Origin of the sequence: Pseudomonas sp. v388 (assembly GCF_003935425.1) — a bacterium.
Lineage (GTDB): Bacteria > Pseudomonadota > Gammaproteobacteria > Pseudomonadales > Pseudomonadaceae > Aquipseudomonas.
In genome coordinates, this window is record NZ_RHQN01000005.1 from 125520 (window position 1) to 143570 (window position 18051).

Below are 18051 nucleotides of genomic sequence, written 5' to 3' on the forward strand. Positions count from 1 at the left end.
CATGACTTATAGAATTTCGTTGTTGTTAGGTTGTGTGTTGGGCGCCGCTACCTCTGTGGCGCTGGCGGATAACGGACGTCTGATCGCCACGGGTGGCGCCAGCAGCATTGAAGGTGCTGCGGGTGGCGGCATCGCGCCGTGGGCAGTGATCGCCGGCTACAGCGAGCAGGGCGAGTGGGGCGCGACGGCGTTCGCCACCCATGTCGACCTGCCGGATTATCATCTGGACGTCGCCGGGCTGGCGTTTGCCTACGGCAATCGGGTCGAGTTTTCCTATGCCCATCAGCGTTTCGACATCAGCACCTTGCAGCATCAGCTGAGCCTGCCGGAAGACAACCTCAGCCAGGATGTGTTCGGCGTCAAAGTGCGCCTGTTTGGCGATCTGATTTACGACAGCCTCCCGCAGGTGTCGCTGGGTGTTCAGTACAAGCACATGAACAATTTTCTGATCCCGAGCCTGGTCGGTGCCGAGCGCGACTCGGACGTCGAAGGTTACCTGACCGCCAGTCGCCTGTTCATGGGCGCGGCCTTTGGTTACAACGTGGTGGTCAACGGCGGTGTGCGCTACAGCCGCGCCAATGAAACCGGCCTGCTGGGTTTTGGTGGCGATCGCCGGGACACGCGCAGTGTGCTCAAGGAAGGGTCGGTGGCGGTGCTGTTCAACCCGCGCTGGGCGATGGGCGTGGAATATCGAGAGAAGCCTGACAATCTGTCGTTCGCTGGTGAAAGCGACTGGGCCGATATGTTCGTCGGTTATTTCCCCAATAAACATCTTTCTGTCGTCTTGGCCTACGCCCGACTGGGTGAGATCGCGACCCAGGAAAACCAGAACGGTACCTATCTGTCCGTGCAGGGGAGTTTCTGATGATCCGCTTTCTGAGTTGCCTGCTGTTTGCTCTGCTGGTGGGGTGTGCCCAGCAGCCGGCCAAGGATGACAGCCTGTATCGCGACCTGGGCGAGCGTGCCGGTATCCAGCGCATCGTCGAAGGCATGCTGATGAATGTCGCCAAGGACGACCGCATCGTCGAGCACTTCCGCAAGGTGAGCATCGTGCTGTTGCGCGACCGACTGGTGGAGTTTCTGTGCGTCGAAGCGGGCGGCCCGTGCCGTTACAGCGGTGACAGCCTGGCCGAGTCGCACAAGGGCAAGAACCTGACCCGCAGCGATTTCAACGCCCTGGTGGAAAACCTGATCGCCTCGATGGATGCCGAGCATATCCCGGTCCCGACACAAAACCGCCTGATCGCAAGGCTGGCGCCCATGCGTGGAGAAGTGATCGAGAAATAGGCGGGGTTTCACCGGCAAGCCCGCTCCTACGCTTCATCACCCGCCGCGCTCCCGCAGGCAAACAGGCCCGTCCAGTCCATACGCCCACAAAAAAGGCGGCCATCTTTCGATGAGCCGCCTGTTCTTTACCTCAGCAACACTTTACTTGGGCAGTTTGAATGCCATCACGTAATCGCCTTGCTTGGTACCCAGCGAGCCGTGGCCACCGGCAACGACCAGCACATATTGCTGGCCGTCCTTGCCGGCGTAGGTCATCGGTGTGGTCTGGCCACCTGCAGGCAGGCGTCCTTCCCACAGCTGCTTGCCGTTACGAACGTCGTAGGCGCGCAGGTACTGGTCCAGGGTGCCGCTCAGGAACGCAACGCCACCGGCAGTGGTGAACGTACCACCCAGGCTTGGCACGCCCATGCTCAGCGGGATTGGAACCGGCGAGCTGTCACGCACGGTGCCGTTCTTGTGTTTCCAGATGGTCTTGTGCGTAGTCAGGTCGACAGCGGCGACATAACCCCACGCCGGCGCCTGGCACGGCAGGCCCATCGGCGACAGCAACGCTTCCAGAATCACGCCGTAAGGCGCGCCTTTATTCGGCTGAACGCCTTCGGTTTCGCTCTTGCGACCCGGACCGCTTGCCACTTCTTCGGCCGGAACCAGCTTGGAACGGAACGCCATGTAGCTTGGGTTGACGAAGGCGATCTGGCGAACCGGATCGACCGAAATGCCGCCCCAGTCGAACACGCCGAAGTTACCCGGATACACAATCGAACCCTGCAGCGATGGCGGCGTGAACGGACCGTCGTAGCGCAGGGACTTGAAGTCGATGCGGCACAGCATCTGGTCGAACGGCGTCACGCCCCACATGTCGCGTTCCTTGAGCGGAGGCGGCATGAAGTTCAGATCGGACTTGGGTTGGGTGGCCGACGTCCAGTCACCCTCAACCGCGCCCTGTGGAACCGGCACTTCGTTGATCGGCACGATTGGCTGCCCATTGCTGCGGTCCAGCACGTAGATGCTGCCTTGCTTGGTGGAAACCAGCACTGCCGGCTTCACGCCATCGGCGGTTTTCATGTCCATGAGCGTCGGTTGACCGCCCACGTCCATGTCCCACAGGTCGTGGTGAGTCAGCTGATAATCCCAGCGCACGCGACCGGTGGCGATATCCAGCGCCACGATGCCGGCGGCGTATTTCTCGGATTCGGGGGTGCGATGACCACCGAACTGGTCAGGCGTCTGGTTGCCCATCGGCAGGTAGACCATGCCCAGCTTTTCATCGACGCTGAACATGGACCACATGTTCGGCGAGTTGCGCGTGTAGATTCCGTCCGCTGCGATAGGAGCAGTCGCTTCGGGGTTGCCGCTGTCCCAGTTCCAGACCAGACGACCGGTGTGTACGTCATAAGCGCGGATCACGCCCGACGGCTCGTCCATGGAGACGTTATCGGTGACGTGACCGCCGATGATCACCAGATCCTTGGTCACCGCCGGTGGCGATGTGGAGTAGTAACCGCCCGGAGCGAAGGTGCCCATGTTGGCCGTCAGGTCGACCGCGCCCTTGTTGCCGAAGTCTTCGCACATCTTGCCGGTGTCGGCGTTCAGGGCGATCAGGCGAGTGTCGGCAGTCGGAATGAAGATTCGACGCGGGCAGGCCGTGGCTGTGGTGGCGGTTTCAGCCGCGGGGGTAGCCGGGCTCTGCGCCGGCGTCGCTGCCGCATAGGCCGCGTCATCGTGATACGAGACGCCACGGCAGGTCATGTGCGCCCAGCCCTTGAAGTTCTCGGCATTCTGAGTGCTGATCTTCGGGTCGAAGCGCCAGATTTCCTTGCCCGTTTCCGGCTCGAGTGCGATCACCTGGCTGTGCGGCGTGCACACGTACAGCATGCCGTTGACCTTGAGCGGCGTGTTCTCGGCCGTGGTTTCGCCCGGATCGTTCGGACCAGGGATATCGCCGGTGCGATACGTCCAGGCCGGTTCCAGCTTGTGAGCGTTTTCCGGAGTGATCTGCGCCAGAGGCGAGTAGCGATCACCGAAAGCGGTGCGGCCGTAGGACTGCCAGTCGCCGTCCGGCATGGCCGGTGCGGTGTTGGTGGTGCCTGCGGTCTCGCGGTCCAGTTGACCTTCGATGCGACCCGGGTTGGTGAACTGGCTGGCCAGTGCCGTCAGGCCCGCCAGCACCACCGCCACGCTCAGCGCACCGGTGCCCATGCGGGCCGGTTGGCCACGCAGCAGCGGGCGACGAAACCAGGGCAGCAGCAACACAATGCCCAAGGCAAACCACAGTGCCAGGCGCGGCACCAGTTGCCACCAGTCCAGGCCCACTTCCCACAAGGCCCAGACCGTGCTCGCGAACAGGAGGATGGCATACAGGCCGAGCGCCGCACGGCGTCCGGTGATGAGTAGCACACCCGTCACGGAGAAACCGATACCTGCCAGCAGGTAATACAGTGAACCGTCCAGTTGCACCAACCTGACACCGCCGGCCAGCAACGCCAGCCCCATCAACAGGATCACCAGCCCGAGCAACGTCGGTAGCAGGCGATTTCTACTCAAAGCACCGTCAGTGCTCATAATGCGATTCTCCGTGAAGAGTGATTGATTGACGCCTCAATTCAGCAAGGCAGTGAAACGTCATTCTTTAGAGGGCGCTACAAACCGGCTGCACTCGGCAATCCTGCGGTGAAAGGCTGTCAAAATGCGCAGTTACGTTGAGTAAACTCCACTTCGAGCGATTTCGCCTCGTCTTGCCTTGGTTGGCCTGTGTCGTAGACACCCTCTTGCAGCTAGTTGTTTGAACGTATTGCCGGCAGCTGGATTCAACCGCCGGTCAGAACGAGAGTTGCACTTTCAGACCCGCTATCCACGCGTCGTCGACTTGATCGACACCACCCGGGTGGCGGATGTACTGCAGATTCGGACGCACGGTCAGCCAATTGGCGACGTGTACGCCGTAATAAAGCTCGGCGTTGTACTCGGTGTCCTGGACAGGCGTGAACGAGGGGTCGTTGTAGTCGTAGACCGCCGCAGCCTGGTTTCGTGCATCGGCATTCCTGCGGTACGCAGGGTTGACATGAATGCGCGAAACGCCCAGGCCAATGGCATCTTTGGGACGAGCATCGAGCGGGCCTTTGTAGACCATGCCCAGCGACACGTAGTTGTCGACCATGTTGGTCTTCTTGTCATGCAAGGTGCCGTTGGCGAACAGGCTCAGGCCGCGGCTCTGGTCGCTCGCCTGGCTGGTGACCTGCTGGCTGAAGTTAAGCCACATGCCGTGCTTGCTCGACGCGGCGCGATAGGCCATGCCGGTCAACGCCGCTGGCTGACCGTCGGTATCTTTATAGACATCTTCGCTGTCGGCGCTGCTGTAGTAATAACCGGCCCGGTATTCACCCGGCAGACCGTTGAGTTTCGGGCTCCAGACCAGCTCCACCGGCACGACTGCGCCTTGGGTACCGCTGCCGCTGAGCTTGAAGGCGTTGTCGTTTTCCAGGTTGGACGGGTTCTGCTCGAATACGCCGATTTGCGCGAACAGCTCCGGGTTGAGCTGATACTTCACGCGCATCGCCCACTGGCTGATCGGCCAGTTGTACCAGGTGTTCACGTAGTTGCCGGCCTGGGAACCGCACAGCGACAGGTTCTGGAAGTCGCAGGGCATGGTGTTGAAGTCTTCACCTTCGTTGAACCGGCCGAGCTTGATGCTCAAGGCCTGGTCGAAGAACTTCTGCTGATACCACAGTTGGGTCAGGCGCGTGACGCTGCCACGGCCCCAGACTTCCTGCGATGAAGAGATCGTGCCGACACGCGGGTCACCGGTGCGCTCATTGCCCAGGCTGTCGCCGTTGCGGTTGTTCAGCGCCAGCTGGAACTCGGCGTCCTGCCAGCCCAATAGCTTCTGCAGGTCCAGGTGAGCGCTCAGGGTGAACTGGTCGCTGTAGCGCGTGGCCTTGTCGTGGTTATAGCCGCCGTGCAGGTTGGCGGCCGTCTCGCTGGTGTAGTCGAGCTTGAAGTCGAAGCCCTGTTGCGCAAGTTCCGTACGCTTGCCGCCCCAGTCGCCGAACATCCACGGCGAACCGGAATCGAAAGCTGGTGCCGCCTGCACGGCATTGGCGAGGCCGAGAGCCGCCAGCCCGCACAGACCGGCAGCACGATGGACCGCCATGAAACGGTGACGCTTGATAAAACTAGGCATGGGAAAAAGTTTTCTGTTCGAGTTGTTATGGGGACAGAGTGCAAGCTCGCCCGCAACTGCCGGAGGCAGGCGGGTATGAAGTCGACGTGTTGAAAAATCGATTCAGCCAGGACGGCGACAATGATAGGGCGCTAACGAGTTTACAAACAGTAACAAACTCAATATTTATCTTTGCAGATTTTGCAATAGTGGCTCGTGCGACCTAACCGCGCAGCTGCGGGCGCGTCATGACGCCAGTCATTCCGGGAAATGCCTGCCATCACACATCGGTCTCTTCCCGCTGCCCGGCGCGTCGGCTAAGGTGCGCAGCTTATTCATATCAGGCTGCAAGGTTCGTCATGACAACGCCCACCCAAGACCCACTGCACGGCGTCACGCTGGAGCAGATTCTCAAGGCTCTGGTCGAGCACTACCAATGGTCCGGCCTTGCCGAGCGTATCGACATTCGCTGCTTCAAGAGCGATCCGAGCATCAAGTCGAGCCTGACGTTCCTGCGCAAGACGCCCTGGGCGCGGGAAAAGGTCGAAGCGCTGTATGTGAAGCTGCATCGCAGCAAGGGCTGGTGATCCAGCGGGGTGAGGGATAAAACACAGATGTTCAGCGATGATCCGCAACGAACGCAGGTACAGGGTTATTACACCTTGGTGGCCGCGTGCCTGGGCTGGGCGGGCCTGGTCATTCAGTTGTACCTGATCTTTCTCGGACGCTGGGCCGACCAGGCCAGTCTGCTCGGCGGGTTGGTGCGGTTTTTCAGTTTTTTCACGGTATTGACCAACACGTTGGTGGCGGTCGCGCTGACCTGCGCGTTGAGCCACCGCCATTCGGCAGGGCATCGCTTCTTCCGCCATCCGGTGGTCTGCGCGGGCATCGCGGTGAGCATCGTATTGGTCGGGATTGCCTACAACGTTCTGTTGCGACATTTGTGGCAACCGCACGGTTGGCAGCGGGTCGCCGATGAACTGCTGCATGACGTACTGCCTGTGATGTTTGCGTTGTATTGGTGGTTGTACGTGCCCAAAGGGTTATTGCGCCTCAAGCATGTGGCACTGTGGACGCTCTATCCGGTGATGTACTTTGCCTACGTGCTACTGCGCGGCGACGTGATCGGCGACTACATGTACCCGTTCATCGATATCGGCACCATCGGTTACAGGGCAGCGTTCATCAATGCCGGCGGGGTTTTGCTGGGGTTTGTGGTGATCGGGTTGGTGGTTCTGGGTGCTGACAAGCTCATGGTCCGCCGCCAAGCGTGACCTCTGCAGGACGGCACAAATCCACTGCAGAGGTCATGCCGTACATTGAAGCTGTGGCAGGAAGCTTGCTCGCGACTGCTTATGCCGCTGTGATTGACACACTGCAGTCGCCAGCAAGCTGCCCCACGGGGCATCGCAAGACCGTTGCTGAAGGTGCGTTACTCGTCTAGCGAATCCCGCTTCCAATACCCCGCCGCCTTGACGAACGCTTCATCCAGACCGAAATGATCGAGCAGCACCCGGCGCAGTTTGCGCGACAGGCCCGACTCGGTGGCGATCCACGCATACAGTTTGCCGTCCGGCATTTCCAGGCGGCGGACGACACTCTGCAAATCCTGCTCGCCGCGCACGATCCAGATCACATCCACTTGAGCGGCGCTGTCGAAAACCTGCTGCTCTTGCGGGCCGGCGACTTCCACTACCACCAACGCTGCACGATTGGCCGGCAGCGATTCGAGGCGCCGCGCGATGGCCGGCAACGCGGTTTCGTCGCCGATCAGCAGGTAGCTGTCGAAAATATCCGGCACCACCATTGAACCGCGCGGCCCGGCGATGTGCAGAAACTGTCCGGGTTCTGCCTGCGCCGCCCAGGTGGCGGCCGGGCCTTCGCCATGCAGCACGAAATCGATATCCAGCTCGCCGGTCTGCGGATCGTAGCGGCGGGGCGTGTAGTCGCGCATGGCCGGACGTGGCCCTGCGCTGTCAGTGTTCGGTAGCCACTCATCCAGCGCGACCTGTTCTTCCGGCGTGCTGGCGAAGAACAGTTTGACGTGATCGTCGGTCCCCAGGCTGATGAAGCCTTCCAGTTCCGGCCCGTGCAGGGTGATGCGGCGCATCAGTGGCGTGACGTTGCTCACGCGCAGCACTTCGAGCTTGCGACGCGTGATCTCATGCATGACGCGATGAATCGATTGTTCAGAATTCATGCAGATTTCCCCGACAGGTCTTGAGGGCCATCGACGATAGCTTTGGCGGTGTTGTTGAGCAGATCGCGAACCCTGAGGATTTCTTCCGTGCTCCAGCGGCCGTGGTGCAGGTGCAACGCGTGACGCAGGTTATGGATCGCTTCGTGGATTTCGGCGGGCCGGTCGTGGCCGCGCAACGAGCGCTTGCTGACGTCGATGCGCATGCGCACGCCGTCAAGGGCAACGGTCTGATCGGCCAGCGAGGCGGTGCCTGGCGCGGTGATGCGGTAGAGTTTTTTGCCGCCCTGGGCGTCGCCGGTGATCAGTTCGCTTTCTTCGAGAAAGGTCAGCGTCGGGTAGATCACGCCGGGGCTTGGGCTGTAGGCACCGTCGAACATGGCCTCGATCTGGCGAATCAAGTCATAGCCGTGGCACGGCTGTTCTGCAATCAACGCCAGCAGCAGCAGCTTGAGGTCGCCGGGGGCGAACACGCGTGGGCCGCGGCCGCCGCGCTCACGCCCCGGTCGTTTTTCGAAACCGTCGCCGTACTCGCGAAGGGGTGGGGGCTGGTGAGGGTCATCACGCATTCGTCTTCATCTCCGTTTAAAAGTTAGATATACCTTAAGATATATCTTAACTGGCATGCAAGATGTCAAGACGAACGGTTCTCATTTGGCGCTAGATCGAGGGCATGGAGACCGGCTCCCCACACATTGCCTTGCCATCGTTTTCCAGGTACGGAGTGAGAATCGGGGCCATGCCCTTCAGCACTTGTACCGGCAGGGCGGAAGTGAAGCGAAATCCTTCGGCAGCGCGACCGGGAACGAAGGCGGTCAGCGTTCCGAAATGGTGATCGCCGATGTAAAACACGAAGGTTGCCGTGCGGTTGATGGCTCTGGAGCTGATGATGCGCCCGCCGGCGCCGACGCTTTCGATACGGTTATCGCCGGTGCCGGTCTTGCCGCCCATGGTCAGTACGCTGCCGTCCTGCAACTTGAACGTGCCTTGCACGCGCTTGGCGGTGCCGCCTTCTACCACTTGCGAGAGCGCTTCGCGCAATGCCGCGGCAACTTCCGAGGGCAGCACCCGCTTGCCCAACTCAGGATTAGTGGTCAGCACCGTTTCGTAAGGCGTGTCGGCGGCGAAGTGCAGGCTGTCGATGCGCACTGCGGGCAGCCGAATCCCGTCGTTCTGAATGATGCCGACCAATTCGGCCAGAGCGGCCGGGCGGTCTCCCGAACTGCCTATCGCAGTCGCCAACGACGGAACCAGGTGGTCGAACGGGTAGCCGACTCGCTGCCAGCGCTGCTGGATGTCGAGGAAGGCTTCGACTTCCATCATGGTGCGGATGCGGCTGTCCCGCGCGCTCTTGTGCCGACTCTTGAACAGCCAGCCGTAGACTTCCTGACGCTCATGGCGGCTGGCCGTAACGGCATCCTTGAATTGCGCATCCGGGTGCTGCAACAGGTAGCCCACCAGCCACAGGTCCAACGGGTGGACCCGGGCGATGTAGCCCTGGTCCGGCAAGTCGTAGGCGCCCGGCCCGTAGTTGCGATACAACTCCGCCAGGCGTTTATCGGTCAGTTTCGGCAGGGCCTTGTTCTCGGCCAGATGAGCACGGACGAAGGCATTGAATTCGGACGGTTGCGCGCCGGGGAGCAGATAGCGATGCACGGCGGCCAGGCGGCTGGCGGTCGGATGGATGCCGTCGAGGAAGGTGCTCAGGCGTTCCTCACTGCTCTTGTCCTTGTAACGTTTCCAGAACTTCAACAGGAACACCCGACCTTCGCGGTCGGCGAACTCGCTCAGGTATTCCTGGCGGCGTGGGTTCTGGTCGTCCTTGAGCAACGCGGCGCTGTTATTGGGCGCCTGATAGGTGCTGTAGCGCACCAGATCCCGCATCAGGCGAATGAACGGCAGGTTGATGGATTCACGCAGCGATTCGCGAAGGGTCGGAAGGCGCGAATCGTCTTCACGGCGGAAGTTATGGAAACGATGCAGGCCGCCGCCGGTGAAAAAACTTTCGTCGGGGCTGGCCGAATATTTGCGGTCCAGGGCGGCGGAAAGCATTTTCGACAGGTCTCGATCCTTGTTCTGCATCAGGTAGTCCACTGCCCAGCGGGTCAGCCTGTCGGGATCTTCGACAGGGGTTTTCTTGAGCTGCGCGTTGGTCAATCCGGCGTAACGGGTATGCAATTGGGCCATGATTTCCAGATAGGTGGTCAGCACCCGCAGCTTGGCGGTGGAGCCCAGTTCCAGCTTGCTGCCTTCGTTGATATCGAACGGCTGGTCGGTGCTGTCGGTCTGCACGCGCACCCGTGACCCGTCGGCACCGCGCTCGAACAGCGTGAAGCTGTAACGGACCTGCGCGGTGCTGGCCGGCGTCAACAGACGTTCGCCCAGCAAGCCAAGCTGCGCGGCGAACTCGGGGTTGGCCAGGTCGCGCAGGTACCGGCTGACGCTGTTCTGCAATTCACCCTGCAAGGTGCTGGTGGCCGACAGATCGAGGCGGTCCAGATCGTAGAGCGGGCGATTGAGCAGGCTGGACAGGCGGCTGCGCGCGACGCTGATGCCCTTGTTGGTTTCAATGGGCTGGACGGTGGGTTGTTGCACCCAGTCGCGGTAGGTCAGGGTGGCGGCCAGCGCGGCGTCCGCCAATGGCCGGTCGATGACATTGGCCTGGGCCAGCAGGCGGATATGGCTGTCGGTCAGGTCCGCCAGCTCCAGTCGGCCTTTGGCCAGATAGTGCGACGGCCGCCGTTGGGCGATCACCAGCGACAGCACTTCGCGCAGGGCCAGGGCTTTGGCCGCCAACTCGGTGGGGTTGGCCGGTTCTGACGCCAGTATCTGATTGGTCCTGGTGAAATCCGCACCAAACCAGACCCGCAGCCCTTCCGCCAGGCCATGCACCTCGCCATGGCCGGGCACCGCCGACAACGGCACGCTGTTGAGATAATCGCGTACTACATGCTGCCGCGCCTTCAGGGTCTCGACCCCCGGCTGGTAGGCACGCACGCTGGCGGACACCATCTGACGCAGCTTTTCCGAACCGGACTGGGTCATGCCATCGGGCGAGTGGCGATATTTTTCCAGTTGAGTCGCCAGCGTGCTGCCACCGGCGGATTGCCCCGGCAGCGCGAGCAGCTTGGCCACCTGCGACCACGCCGCTTTGACGAAGCGTGGCCAATCCACGGCCGGATTGGCCAACGGCTGGCCGGGGTCCAGCAGATTGCGGTTCTCGATGAACAACAGGCTGTTCACCACCACAGGCGGAATGGCGGCAAAATCAGGGTACAACTGCTGCGGGTAACGAAATTCGTACAACGGCTCTCCCCGGCAGTCGGTGAGCGACAGGCCGGCCTGGATCTTTTCCTGATACGGCACGAAAAAACCGCGCTGGCTGTAGCGCATCAGCTCGGGGGAGAAGTGCGTCTGGCGGCTGATCAGGTAGTCACGTTTGAGCAGCCGAGGCAGGAATTCATCCAGAGATGAGTAGCCCAAACGTTTGTCGAACGGCCCATCGCCCGGATACACCACCTGATCGCTAGGCCCAGGTTGCACCGAGTAACTGAGGCTTGCGGCAAACCGGTTGAATTCCCGGGCCTGCAGCCGGGAACTGCGACTCTCGATGGCCACCGCCGCACCCAGCGCAACGCCGCCCATCGCTACCACCACCCAGAACACTCGCCATCCGTAGCGCCTGCGATGGGGGCCTCGTGGCGCGTTGGGGTCATCCTGTCGGTCAGCGGAAATCACATCTTTCTCGATATCGGAATGCCGTAATACGCCCATGGTCGATTGGCCCGGTCACCCTGTTAAACGCACCTGAAACAAGCTTAGACGCTCGCTGGCTTTGTTGCGGAAATTGTCAGGATTGCGTGCGGGCCCGTAAGTCCGGGCCCGCAACCGCGCTCAGGCCTGGACGTCGACCAGTCGCTTGGGTTCCTCCTCCACCTTCTCGGCATTGCGCTCCAGCTGGTAGCTGAGTGTCTGAACGTAGTTACCGATGGTGTTGCGGCAGAACAGTTGCCCGTAATCAATAATCTTGCTGAAGTTTTCGAGATTGAGCTGACGGCGATCCGGGAAGTTCTTGCGGTCGTGATCGTTCATGGTCATGACCAGCCGTGCGTGAGCACGCACGTCGTTCTGCAACTTGGTGCGGTTGTTGAACTGCTCAGTCAGATAAGCGACCTCCGCAGGCGTCAGTACACCGTCCGGGTCAGTGACTTTGATTTGCTGATCGAAACCGAGGGTGAAGCCGAAATACTTTTTCGAGAGCTCCGGATTCACGTAGGAGAGCTGGTCTTTCAAGCCGTAGAAGGTGTCGCAGATGGAACGCAGAATTTCGCCGGACTTTTCGTGGAGCTTCTCAAAATATCTTTTTTCCTTATCCTGAAGTTCTTTGTCAGGCAGTTTCTTGTAGAACTCTTGGATTTCTCCTGTAGGCGTCTTGGGCAGCCAAGGTGATTCCTCGTAGCGGTAGAATTCGGCGTTTGGGTCGCGCTGGTGTTCTATCTTCGCTGGCGAGGCGTACTCGGGTTTGATCTCTGAAGAGGCTTCCGGGTGTGGCGTAGGCCAGCTTGGGGATAGAGGGGGATTATTTGAGATGTTCATTATGAGTCCTCATTGGTTTGTCGCTGATCTGGCTAGCGGCAGAGGGACCGAAAACTTGGGCTGATAAAACTGTGGGATATTTCCGAAATTTAGGTTTTTGATTTGATTTGTAGGAAGTTTCTGTAATTTCTGGTGAGCGCTTGACGAGGCGATTGATATTGGTCGATGCACGGGTGGTGTAGATGCGAAATCATTTGTTGAGAAAAACCGTGGACGAAATCTCTGGCGGACACAGTTCTATGAAGGTGGTTGGTCTGTCCATAATTTTTTTGCCCCAAAGAAGGGGGCCTACGCCACTCACTTTGATAGCGGTCAGATTGGACACATATGCTACCAGCATCTGGTTAGAAGTACGCCATATGAAATAGGCTTTTGATGCTTGATTGAGCGCGATCCAAAGCCTGGCAAGCCAGCTTGCCAGGCTATGATTAAGCTCTTTCGGATATGTACAGCTCCGACTTAGGCTCAGCGTAACTCCCCACTTGTCTGATCCATTCATTCTGCATGCTATTCGTCCCGCAGCTCAGTACTTTGTGGTAATCGATAATTTCGTGAAAATTGTCCAGGTTGATGTTTCGAGCGGAACCAAAAGTGGCGTGGTCATGGTCTGCGAGGATCATGATGTCTTTAGCTTGATGTTGGATTGCAATTTTCAGTGTCTGGAAGTTGTTCAGCATTTCATTGATTGAGGAGCATTCAGCCTCCGTCAGTGAGTCTGAGTAACTGATGACCTTCAAGTTGGTATCCGGACCCAGCGTAAAGCCGAAGCTTTTCTTTGCGATATCCGGGTGGGTTGTCTGCAATGCATCCTTGAATTGGGTATAGGTAAGCTGAATCAAGGCCAAGTCAATTTGATCCATTGATTTTTTACGTGCCACATACTCTTCGCGGTTTTTCACATCCTCATAGCCAGGCTCGGTCAGCCATGCTTCTTTCTGATACGTATAGAAAGCACCTTCTTTTGAAATAGGCACGTCCGTTGCTAAGCTAATATTCTCCGTATAAGGTGTGAATGTAATGTTGTTTGCACGCTGTAGCTCAATTTTTCTGTGGGTGGAGCTTATGTCGGAGTGTGTAAGGGTTTGAATGCTCATGGTTAGGTTCTCCATTCTGTCGTGGCTTAATGGATAACGGCCGATCGCTGAAAAACTTTGCCTGATAAAGTTGTAGGATGATTCCGAAAATTAACTAGAGTATAAAACTCTGCGCTATTTTTGTAGGATGTTTCTGAGATTCCTACTCGGATTCTTGACTCTTGATGGTCACTTTGATTACGTGATTTTGACAGCTGCATTCAACAGCTGCTGGGAGCAAGGTTGTGAAGTTGCGCATGGAGAGTGAAGATGAATAAACGTCATACGTGCCATTTGTTAAATCTGGCACTGCTCGCGGTATCGTTGCGTTCGTTCGCTGACGGCGCCGATTCTGTTGAGTCTTCGATTCCACTTTCGCAGGACAGCCGTAAAGTCGCCGCCGAATCGAAGATGAGCGACTCCTATTCGGCCATGAGTTGTATATGTGGGTGTAGACCAGATCCGGCGTTCGCTGCGGCCTCGAGACCTGACAGCATGCCTTTGTGGAGCGTGCGCTCGTTTGGATATGCGTCCCGGCGTGAGGGTGAACGGTCTGGTTTCGAGCCACGAACAGTGCCGTTTGAAACCCTGAATTCAGACCGAGCCCAGCAAGGTCGCGAACTCCTCAGGTTCTGACCGCCGCGAGTACAGTCCTCAAGTCGCGACAGCTTGAACCGGTTTCCCCCACTTTTTATTCAGCTCAAGCCCGTTGGCCATCAGGGTCATCAACCCCAGGCCCGCGATGGCAGTGGTGACTTGCATCGGCCAGGTATCGCCAGCCAGGGCATTGGCCATGTCGGCCAGGGGAGCGAGCAACACGCCAAGGCAGAAGATTTCCAGCGAGTAGCGGCCCATGCGGCAGGTCTGGCGGGCTGCCCAGTTGTCGAGCCAGGCCGGGTGAGTGGGCAGCAGTCTGGCGACCACATAGACCAGCGCCAGGAAGTGCAGCAAGCGCACGGGGGCCAGGTCGGTCTTGCTGATCGGATAGAACGATTCAAGGTGCAGCAGGGACACTAGCGACTGATGCACGTCGGGCCATTTTTCACTGAAGGTCAGTGTGCCGGCTACCAGCAGGTACAAGGCCGCGGCAATGAAGAGCGGTTGTTGGCAAGCGGGGCGGCGCTGGCGTGGCGCTGCATTTTCCGCTCGCAACGCGCAGGCACCGCCCAGTACGAACAGCAACTGCCACGCCACCGGATTGAAGTACCAGACGCCGCCACCTTCGTAGGCGCGCAGGTTCCAGCCGAACAGCGGCACCATCAGGTACAGCGCGATCGACAGGCCCACTGCGACTTCCAGCCTGCGCAGCATCAGCGGCAGAATCAAGGGCAGTGCCAGCAGCAGCACGATGTAGAGCGGCAGCGGGTCGGTGAGGTTGGGCTTGAAACGCAGCAGCAGTTCATCGGCCAGCGCCTGCTGCGGGTTGCCGACAAAGTATTCAAGGCCCATCTGCTGGACCATGTCGCGGGTCTCGACATGATTGTTGGCGACGAAGACGATGCCCATGAGCAGGGTCAGCAGGAAAATGTGCACGACGTACAGCACCCAGGTGCGGCGCAGGATGCGGACGTTGGCGACCAGCAGTCCATCGCGCCGGGCGATGCGTCCGTAGGCCAGGATGGCGGCATAGCCGGCGAGGAAGACGAAAATTTCCGCTGCGTCGCTAAAGCCGAAGTTGCGCACGGTCAGCTGCGCCAGGGGGTTGTCCGGTACGTGATCCCAGAAGATGAAGATCAGTGCCAGGCCCCGGAAGAAGTCGATTCGATGATCGCGTCCGTTAGTCATAACGGTGGGCTCTTGAAGGTCGTCAATGAAAGAAGATCGCTCTGGGGCGAGCAAGGTTCCCGTGCCGTGGTCGGTGGTACGCGGCGGCGCGGCAGGGTGGCGTTTCCCGGCAGGAAATGCAACGCGGCGCTATTACAGAATGTCTCCAGCGGCGCCGACCGGGAATGACCTGCCGTACAGGAGAATGTAGCGGATGCTGGTTGCCGGGCGGGCCTTAAAAGCCGCTTTTGTGATGATGTTCCGCCCTGAACCGTGAGCGCTGCAACACTGCGTTCACTGCTCCAGAATCCACGGCTTGAGGTAGCGATAACGCTCGGCCATCGCGTAGACGTCCTCGCGTCCTTCCAGGCTGGTCCAGCGCAAATGCTGGATGAGTATCTGCTCTTTCGGGTTGAGGGCCACGAATCCCAATTCATCGGCCTTGCGCATGAACGAGTCGCGGGGTTCGGCGGGGCTGCTGGCAGCGATGACATCCTGCAGGGCGTTTTGCAGCATCGACACATAACCCACCAGCATCGACGGGTTGCACAGCACGTCCGTTTTATTGACGTAACTGTCAAGCAGGCGAAGCGAATCGCGAGCTTCGATCAGGCGTTCATAGGCATGTTGAGGCAACTCGTAGCGGGTGTCAGGCATGAAAAATCCTACTAGCTTTGTTATGTCATCCCCAGTCCGGGACCAGTCGGATGGGCGGCTCCGTGTAGGCTGGTCTGACAAGTAGTAGACGTTGCCATGCCCTGCGGCACGGTTAAAGGGGCTGGCCGTTGTCGGAAGCCTTTGTCGCTACGAGTATGAAAGACGCTGTGCGCCATTGTGCTTGCCGACAGGAGGGAGACCCATCCCGAAACGCTGATGCGGCACAAAGGGCGAACCATAGCCGCAAGCGCCCGACCGATCAAGTTCGGTCATATGGGTGCTGGATGAGAACGATGAGCGCATCTTTTGATCATTATGTTATGGTATAACAATTCTGCTATTGCTCTCTGGAGGCATCATGAAACCTGGCATTCACCCCGCGTATCGCACCGTGCTGTTCCATGACACGGCGGCCGACGTGTATTTCCTGATCGGTTCCACCGTGGACACTGACCGGACGCAGCAGCACACCGACGGCAACACCTATCCTTATGTGGCGCTGGACGTGTCGAGTGCCTCGCATCCGATGTATACCGGCCAGCAGCGCAAAACCACGACCGAAGGTCGGATCGCCGGATTCAACAAACGCTTCGCGACGTTCGGTTCCGCAGGCAAGAAGGACAGCACGGCCGCGCAATGAGCGGCTCACCATCCCGGTCCGGTGCATCCAGGCCGGGATTTTTCGTGACAGAAAGACTGTGCGACCACACGCGCACTGGACTAACTCCGGCAATTGCTTTTATCTTCGCGGCCTGAAAAACAGGAGTACCCGCTTTGAAAAAATCAGTTGCCATCGTTTTCGGTGGGCAATCCAGCGAGCACGAGGTTTCGTTGCAGTCGGCGCGTAATGTCATTAATGCGATCGACCGCCAACGCTATGACCTGACCTTGATCGGCATCGACAAGCTGGGCCGCTGGCTGCGGTTCGAGGAAAGCGATTACCTGCTCAACGCGAGCGATCCTGCAAAGATCAAATTGACTCCGTCCGGCAGGCTGCTGGCGCTGTTGCCGGGTAGTGCGGACGCACAGTTCATTGACGTAGAGTCCGGTAGCCGGCTGCCGCGCATCGATGTGGTGTTTCCTCTGATTCACGGTGCCTACGGCGAAGACGGCTCGCTGCAAGGGCTGCTGCGCCTGTTGGCGATTCCTTTCGTCGGGCCGGACGTGCTGGCTTCGTCGGCCTGCATGGACAAGGATGTCACCAAGCGCCTGCTGCGCGATGCCGGTATCGTGGTGGCGCCGTTCATGGTCCTGAGCCGTGGCGAGATGGCCGACTTCGCCCAGATGTCTGCGCGGCTGGGACTGCCGATGTTCGTCAAGCCCGCCAGCCAGGGGTCGTCGGTGGGCGTCAGCAAAGTCACCGACGAAGCCGGTCTGATGGCGGCATTGGCGCTGGCCTTCGAGTATGACCACAAGGTCTTGATCGAACAGGGCATCGTCGGTCGCGAGGTGGAATGTGCAGTGCTGGGCAATCATGAACCGCAGGTCAGCGTATGCGGTGAAGTGGTCGCCAATGACGAGTTCTACGCCTACGACACCAAATACCTGAACGATGGCCAGGCGCGTATCGCCATTCCGGCCGAGCTGGCGCCCGACCTGAGCGAACAGGTGCGCAATGTGGCGATCCAGGCTTATCGCGTGCTGGGGTGTGCGGGGCTTTCGCGGGTGGACTTCTTCGTCACCGAGGCGCGGGAGATCATCATCAACGAGGTCAACACCATTCCAGGCTTTACCTCCATCAGCATGTACCCCAAGCTGTGGCAGGCCAGCGGGTTGTCCTATCCGGACCTCATTGATCGCCTGATCAACCTGGCGCTGGAGCGCGCGGATGAATCGCGCCTGTTGAAGACGGAGATCTTTGCATGAATGTAATCCACATCGCCGCAGCATTGCTGATCGGCCCGGACGGCAGGACGCTGCTGGTGCGCAAGCGCGACACCGAGGCGTTCATGCAGCCTGGTGGCAAGATCGAGGCCGGCGAGCCTGCGGCGCACGCTCTTGCCCGTGAGCTGCACGAAGAACTGGGCCTGCGCGTTGATCCGGCTCAAGCGGCCTTTCTGGGCGAGTTCAGCGCACCGGCCGTGCATGAGCCGGGGTTTGAGGTCATCTGCCAGTTGTTCCAGATCCACATCGACGAAGCGGTCGTTCCGGCGGCGGAAATCGAGGAAGTGGTCTGGGTCGGCGCAGACAGCCATCCGGACCTGAACCTCGCTCCGCTGACCCGCGACGTCATCCTGCCACTCTATCGCCAGCGGCTGGCCGAGACGATCTGAGAGTGCAGTTGCCCTGCCTGCACAGATCATGGGAGCGCGTCTGCC

The 18051-nt window shown here is 59.5% G+C and carries 16 protein-coding genes; 7 read left to right on the forward strand and 9 right to left on the reverse strand.

Going from position 1 to position 18051, the window contains the following annotated elements:
- Position 1: 1 nt before the first annotated feature.
- Together EGJ27_RS13395 and EGJ27_RS13400 are read left to right on the forward strand one after the other, a co-directional pair.
- On the forward strand, positions 2–865 hold the full coding sequence (locus tag EGJ27_RS13395) for a DUF3034 family protein (RefSeq protein ID WP_125831225.1): 864 nt from the start codon (positions 2–4) through the stop codon (positions 863–865).
- Positions 865–1287 carry a group 1 truncated hemoglobin gene (locus EGJ27_RS13400; RefSeq protein WP_125831226.1) on the forward strand — a complete coding sequence of 141 codons (423 nt, stop codon included), beginning with the start codon at positions 865–867 and terminating at the stop codon, positions 1285–1287. The genes EGJ27_RS13395 and EGJ27_RS13400 overlap by 1 nt, the downstream gene beginning before the upstream one ends.
- 141 nt (positions 1288–1428) lie before the next feature.
- Here the strand turns inward: EGJ27_RS13400 and EGJ27_RS13405 are convergent, their stop codons facing one another.
- Both EGJ27_RS13405 and EGJ27_RS13410 read right to left on the reverse strand, forming a co-directional pair.
- Entirely contained in the window at positions 1429–3849 is a 2421-nt protein-coding gene (locus EGJ27_RS13405) for a glucose/quinate/shikimate family membrane-bound PQQ-dependent dehydrogenase (RefSeq protein WP_125831227.1), read from the reverse strand.
- A 256-nt stretch (positions 3850–4105) separates the two neighbouring features.
- Positions 4106–5467, reverse strand: coding sequence for a carbohydrate porin (locus tag EGJ27_RS13410; protein WP_125831228.1), 1362 nt, complete (start codon positions 5465–5467; stop codon positions 4106–4108).
- Positions 5468–5805: 338 nt separating this feature from the next.
- On the opposite strand from EGJ27_RS13410, the gene EGJ27_RS13415 reads away from it, so the two are divergent.
- Positions 5806–6033: a VF530 family DNA-binding protein gene (locus tag EGJ27_RS13415; RefSeq protein ID WP_125831229.1), complete on the forward strand. Its 228-nt coding sequence runs from the start codon at positions 5806–5808 to the stop codon at positions 6031–6033.
- Positions 6034–6060: 27 nt separating this feature from the next.
- Positions 6061–6720, forward strand: a complete 660-nt coding sequence (locus tag EGJ27_RS13420) for a Pr6Pr family membrane protein (protein WP_125831230.1) — start codon at positions 6061–6063, stop codon at positions 6718–6720.
- A gap of 158 nt (positions 6721–6878) precedes the next feature.
- On the opposite strand, the gene EGJ27_RS13425 is transcribed toward EGJ27_RS13420, so the two are convergent.
- The 7 genes from EGJ27_RS13425 to EGJ27_RS13455 form a co-directional block, all read right to left on the reverse strand.
- Positions 6879–7646, reverse strand: a complete 768-nt coding sequence (locus EGJ27_RS13425; RefSeq protein ID WP_125831231.1) for a siderophore-interacting protein — start codon at positions 7644–7646, stop codon at positions 6879–6881.
- Positions 7643–8212 carry a PadR family transcriptional regulator gene (locus tag EGJ27_RS13430; protein WP_125831232.1) on the reverse strand — a complete coding sequence of 190 codons (570 nt, stop codon included), beginning with the start codon at positions 8210–8212 and terminating at the stop codon, positions 7643–7645. Before EGJ27_RS13430 ends, EGJ27_RS13425 begins: the two co-directional genes overlap by 4 nt.
- A gap of 91 nt (positions 8213–8303) precedes the next feature.
- Complete coding sequence (locus EGJ27_RS13435; RefSeq protein WP_125831233.1) at positions 8304–11417, reverse strand: transglycosylase domain-containing protein; 3114 nt, start codon at positions 11415–11417, stop codon at positions 8304–8306.
- Between the two features lie 120 nt (positions 11418–11537).
- Positions 11538–12239, reverse strand: coding sequence for a hypothetical protein (locus EGJ27_RS13440; protein ID WP_125831234.1), 702 nt, complete (start codon positions 12237–12239; stop codon positions 11538–11540).
- 428 nt (positions 12240–12667) lie between these two features.
- Positions 12668–13333, reverse strand: coding sequence for a hypothetical protein (locus tag EGJ27_RS13445; protein ID WP_125831235.1), 666 nt, complete (start codon positions 13331–13333; stop codon positions 12668–12670).
- A 633-nt stretch (positions 13334–13966) separates the two neighbouring features.
- Positions 13967–15097 (reverse strand): OpgC domain-containing protein, encoded by a 1131-nt coding sequence (locus tag EGJ27_RS13450; protein WP_125831236.1) that lies wholly within the window; start codon positions 15095–15097, stop codon positions 13967–13969.
- Between the two features lie 273 nt (positions 15098–15370).
- Positions 15371–15733: a hypothetical protein gene (locus EGJ27_RS13455; RefSeq protein WP_125831237.1), complete on the reverse strand. Its 363-nt coding sequence runs from the start codon at positions 15731–15733 to the stop codon at positions 15371–15373.
- Positions 15734–16091: 358 nt separating this feature from the next.
- Between EGJ27_RS13455 and EGJ27_RS13460 the strand changes: the two genes are divergently transcribed.
- The 3 genes from EGJ27_RS13460 (at position 16092) to EGJ27_RS13470 (ending at position 18006) form a co-directional block, all read left to right on the forward strand.
- Positions 16092–16373, forward strand: a complete 282-nt coding sequence (locus EGJ27_RS13460; protein WP_125831238.1) for a type B 50S ribosomal protein L31 — start codon at positions 16092–16094, stop codon at positions 16371–16373.
- 134 nt (positions 16374–16507) lie between these two features.
- The gene (gene ddlA / locus EGJ27_RS13465; RefSeq protein WP_125831239.1) at positions 16508–17599 is read left to right on the forward strand and encodes a D-alanine--D-alanine ligase; all 1092 of its coding nucleotides are present in this window, start codon (positions 16508–16510) and stop codon (positions 17597–17599) included.
- Positions 17596–18006, forward strand: coding sequence for an NUDIX domain-containing protein (locus EGJ27_RS13470; RefSeq protein ID WP_125831240.1), 411 nt, complete (start codon positions 17596–17598; stop codon positions 18004–18006). Before ddlA ends, EGJ27_RS13470 begins: the two co-directional genes overlap by 4 nt.
- The last annotated feature ends 45 nt before the right edge of the window (positions 18007–18051 follow it).

Coding starts and splice junctions, on each gene's coding strand:
- EGJ27_RS13395 (WP_125831225.1), top strand. CDS start 2: ATGACTTATAGAATTTCGTTGTTGTTAGGTTGTGTGTTGGGCGCCGCT.
- EGJ27_RS13400 (WP_125831226.1), top strand. CDS start 865: ATGATCCGCTTTCTGAGTTGCCTGCTGTTTGCTCTGCTGGTGGGGTGT.
- EGJ27_RS13405 (WP_125831227.1), bottom strand. CDS start 3,849: ATGAGCACTGACGGTGCTTTGAGTAGAAATCGCCTGCTACCGACGTTG.
- EGJ27_RS13410 (WP_125831228.1), bottom strand. CDS start 5,467: ATGCCTAGTTTTATCAAGCGTCACCGTTTCATGGCGGTCCATCGTGCT.
- EGJ27_RS13415 (WP_125831229.1), top strand. CDS start 5,806: ATGACAACGCCCACCCAAGACCCACTGCACGGCGTCACGCTGGAGCAG.
- EGJ27_RS13420 (WP_125831230.1), top strand. CDS start 6,061: ATGTTCAGCGATGATCCGCAACGAACGCAGGTACAGGGTTATTACACC.
- EGJ27_RS13425 (WP_125831231.1), bottom strand. CDS start 7,646: ATGAATTCTGAACAATCGATTCATCGCGTCATGCATGAGATCACGCGT.
- EGJ27_RS13430 (WP_125831232.1), bottom strand. CDS start 8,212: ATGCGTGATGACCCTCACCAGCCCCCACCCCTTCGCGAGTACGGCGAC.
- EGJ27_RS13435 (WP_125831233.1), bottom strand. CDS start 11,417: ATGGGCGTATTACGGCATTCCGATATCGAGAAAGATGTGATTTCCGCT.
- EGJ27_RS13440 (WP_125831234.1), bottom strand. CDS start 12,239: ATGAACATCTCAAATAATCCCCCTCTATCCCCAAGCTGGCCTACGCCA.
- EGJ27_RS13445 (WP_125831235.1), bottom strand. CDS start 13,333: ATGAGCATTCAAACCCTTACACACTCCGACATAAGCTCCACCCACAGA.
- EGJ27_RS13450 (WP_125831236.1), bottom strand. CDS start 15,097: ATGACTAACGGACGCGATCATCGAATCGACTTCTTCCGGGGCCTGGCA.
- EGJ27_RS13455 (WP_125831237.1), bottom strand. CDS start 15,733: ATGCCTGACACCCGCTACGAGTTGCCTCAACATGCCTATGAACGCCTG.
- EGJ27_RS13460 (WP_125831238.1), top strand. CDS start 16,092: ATGAAACCTGGCATTCACCCCGCGTATCGCACCGTGCTGTTCCATGAC.
- EGJ27_RS13470 (WP_125831240.1), top strand. CDS start 17,596: ATGAATGTAATCCACATCGCCGCAGCATTGCTGATCGGCCCGGACGGC.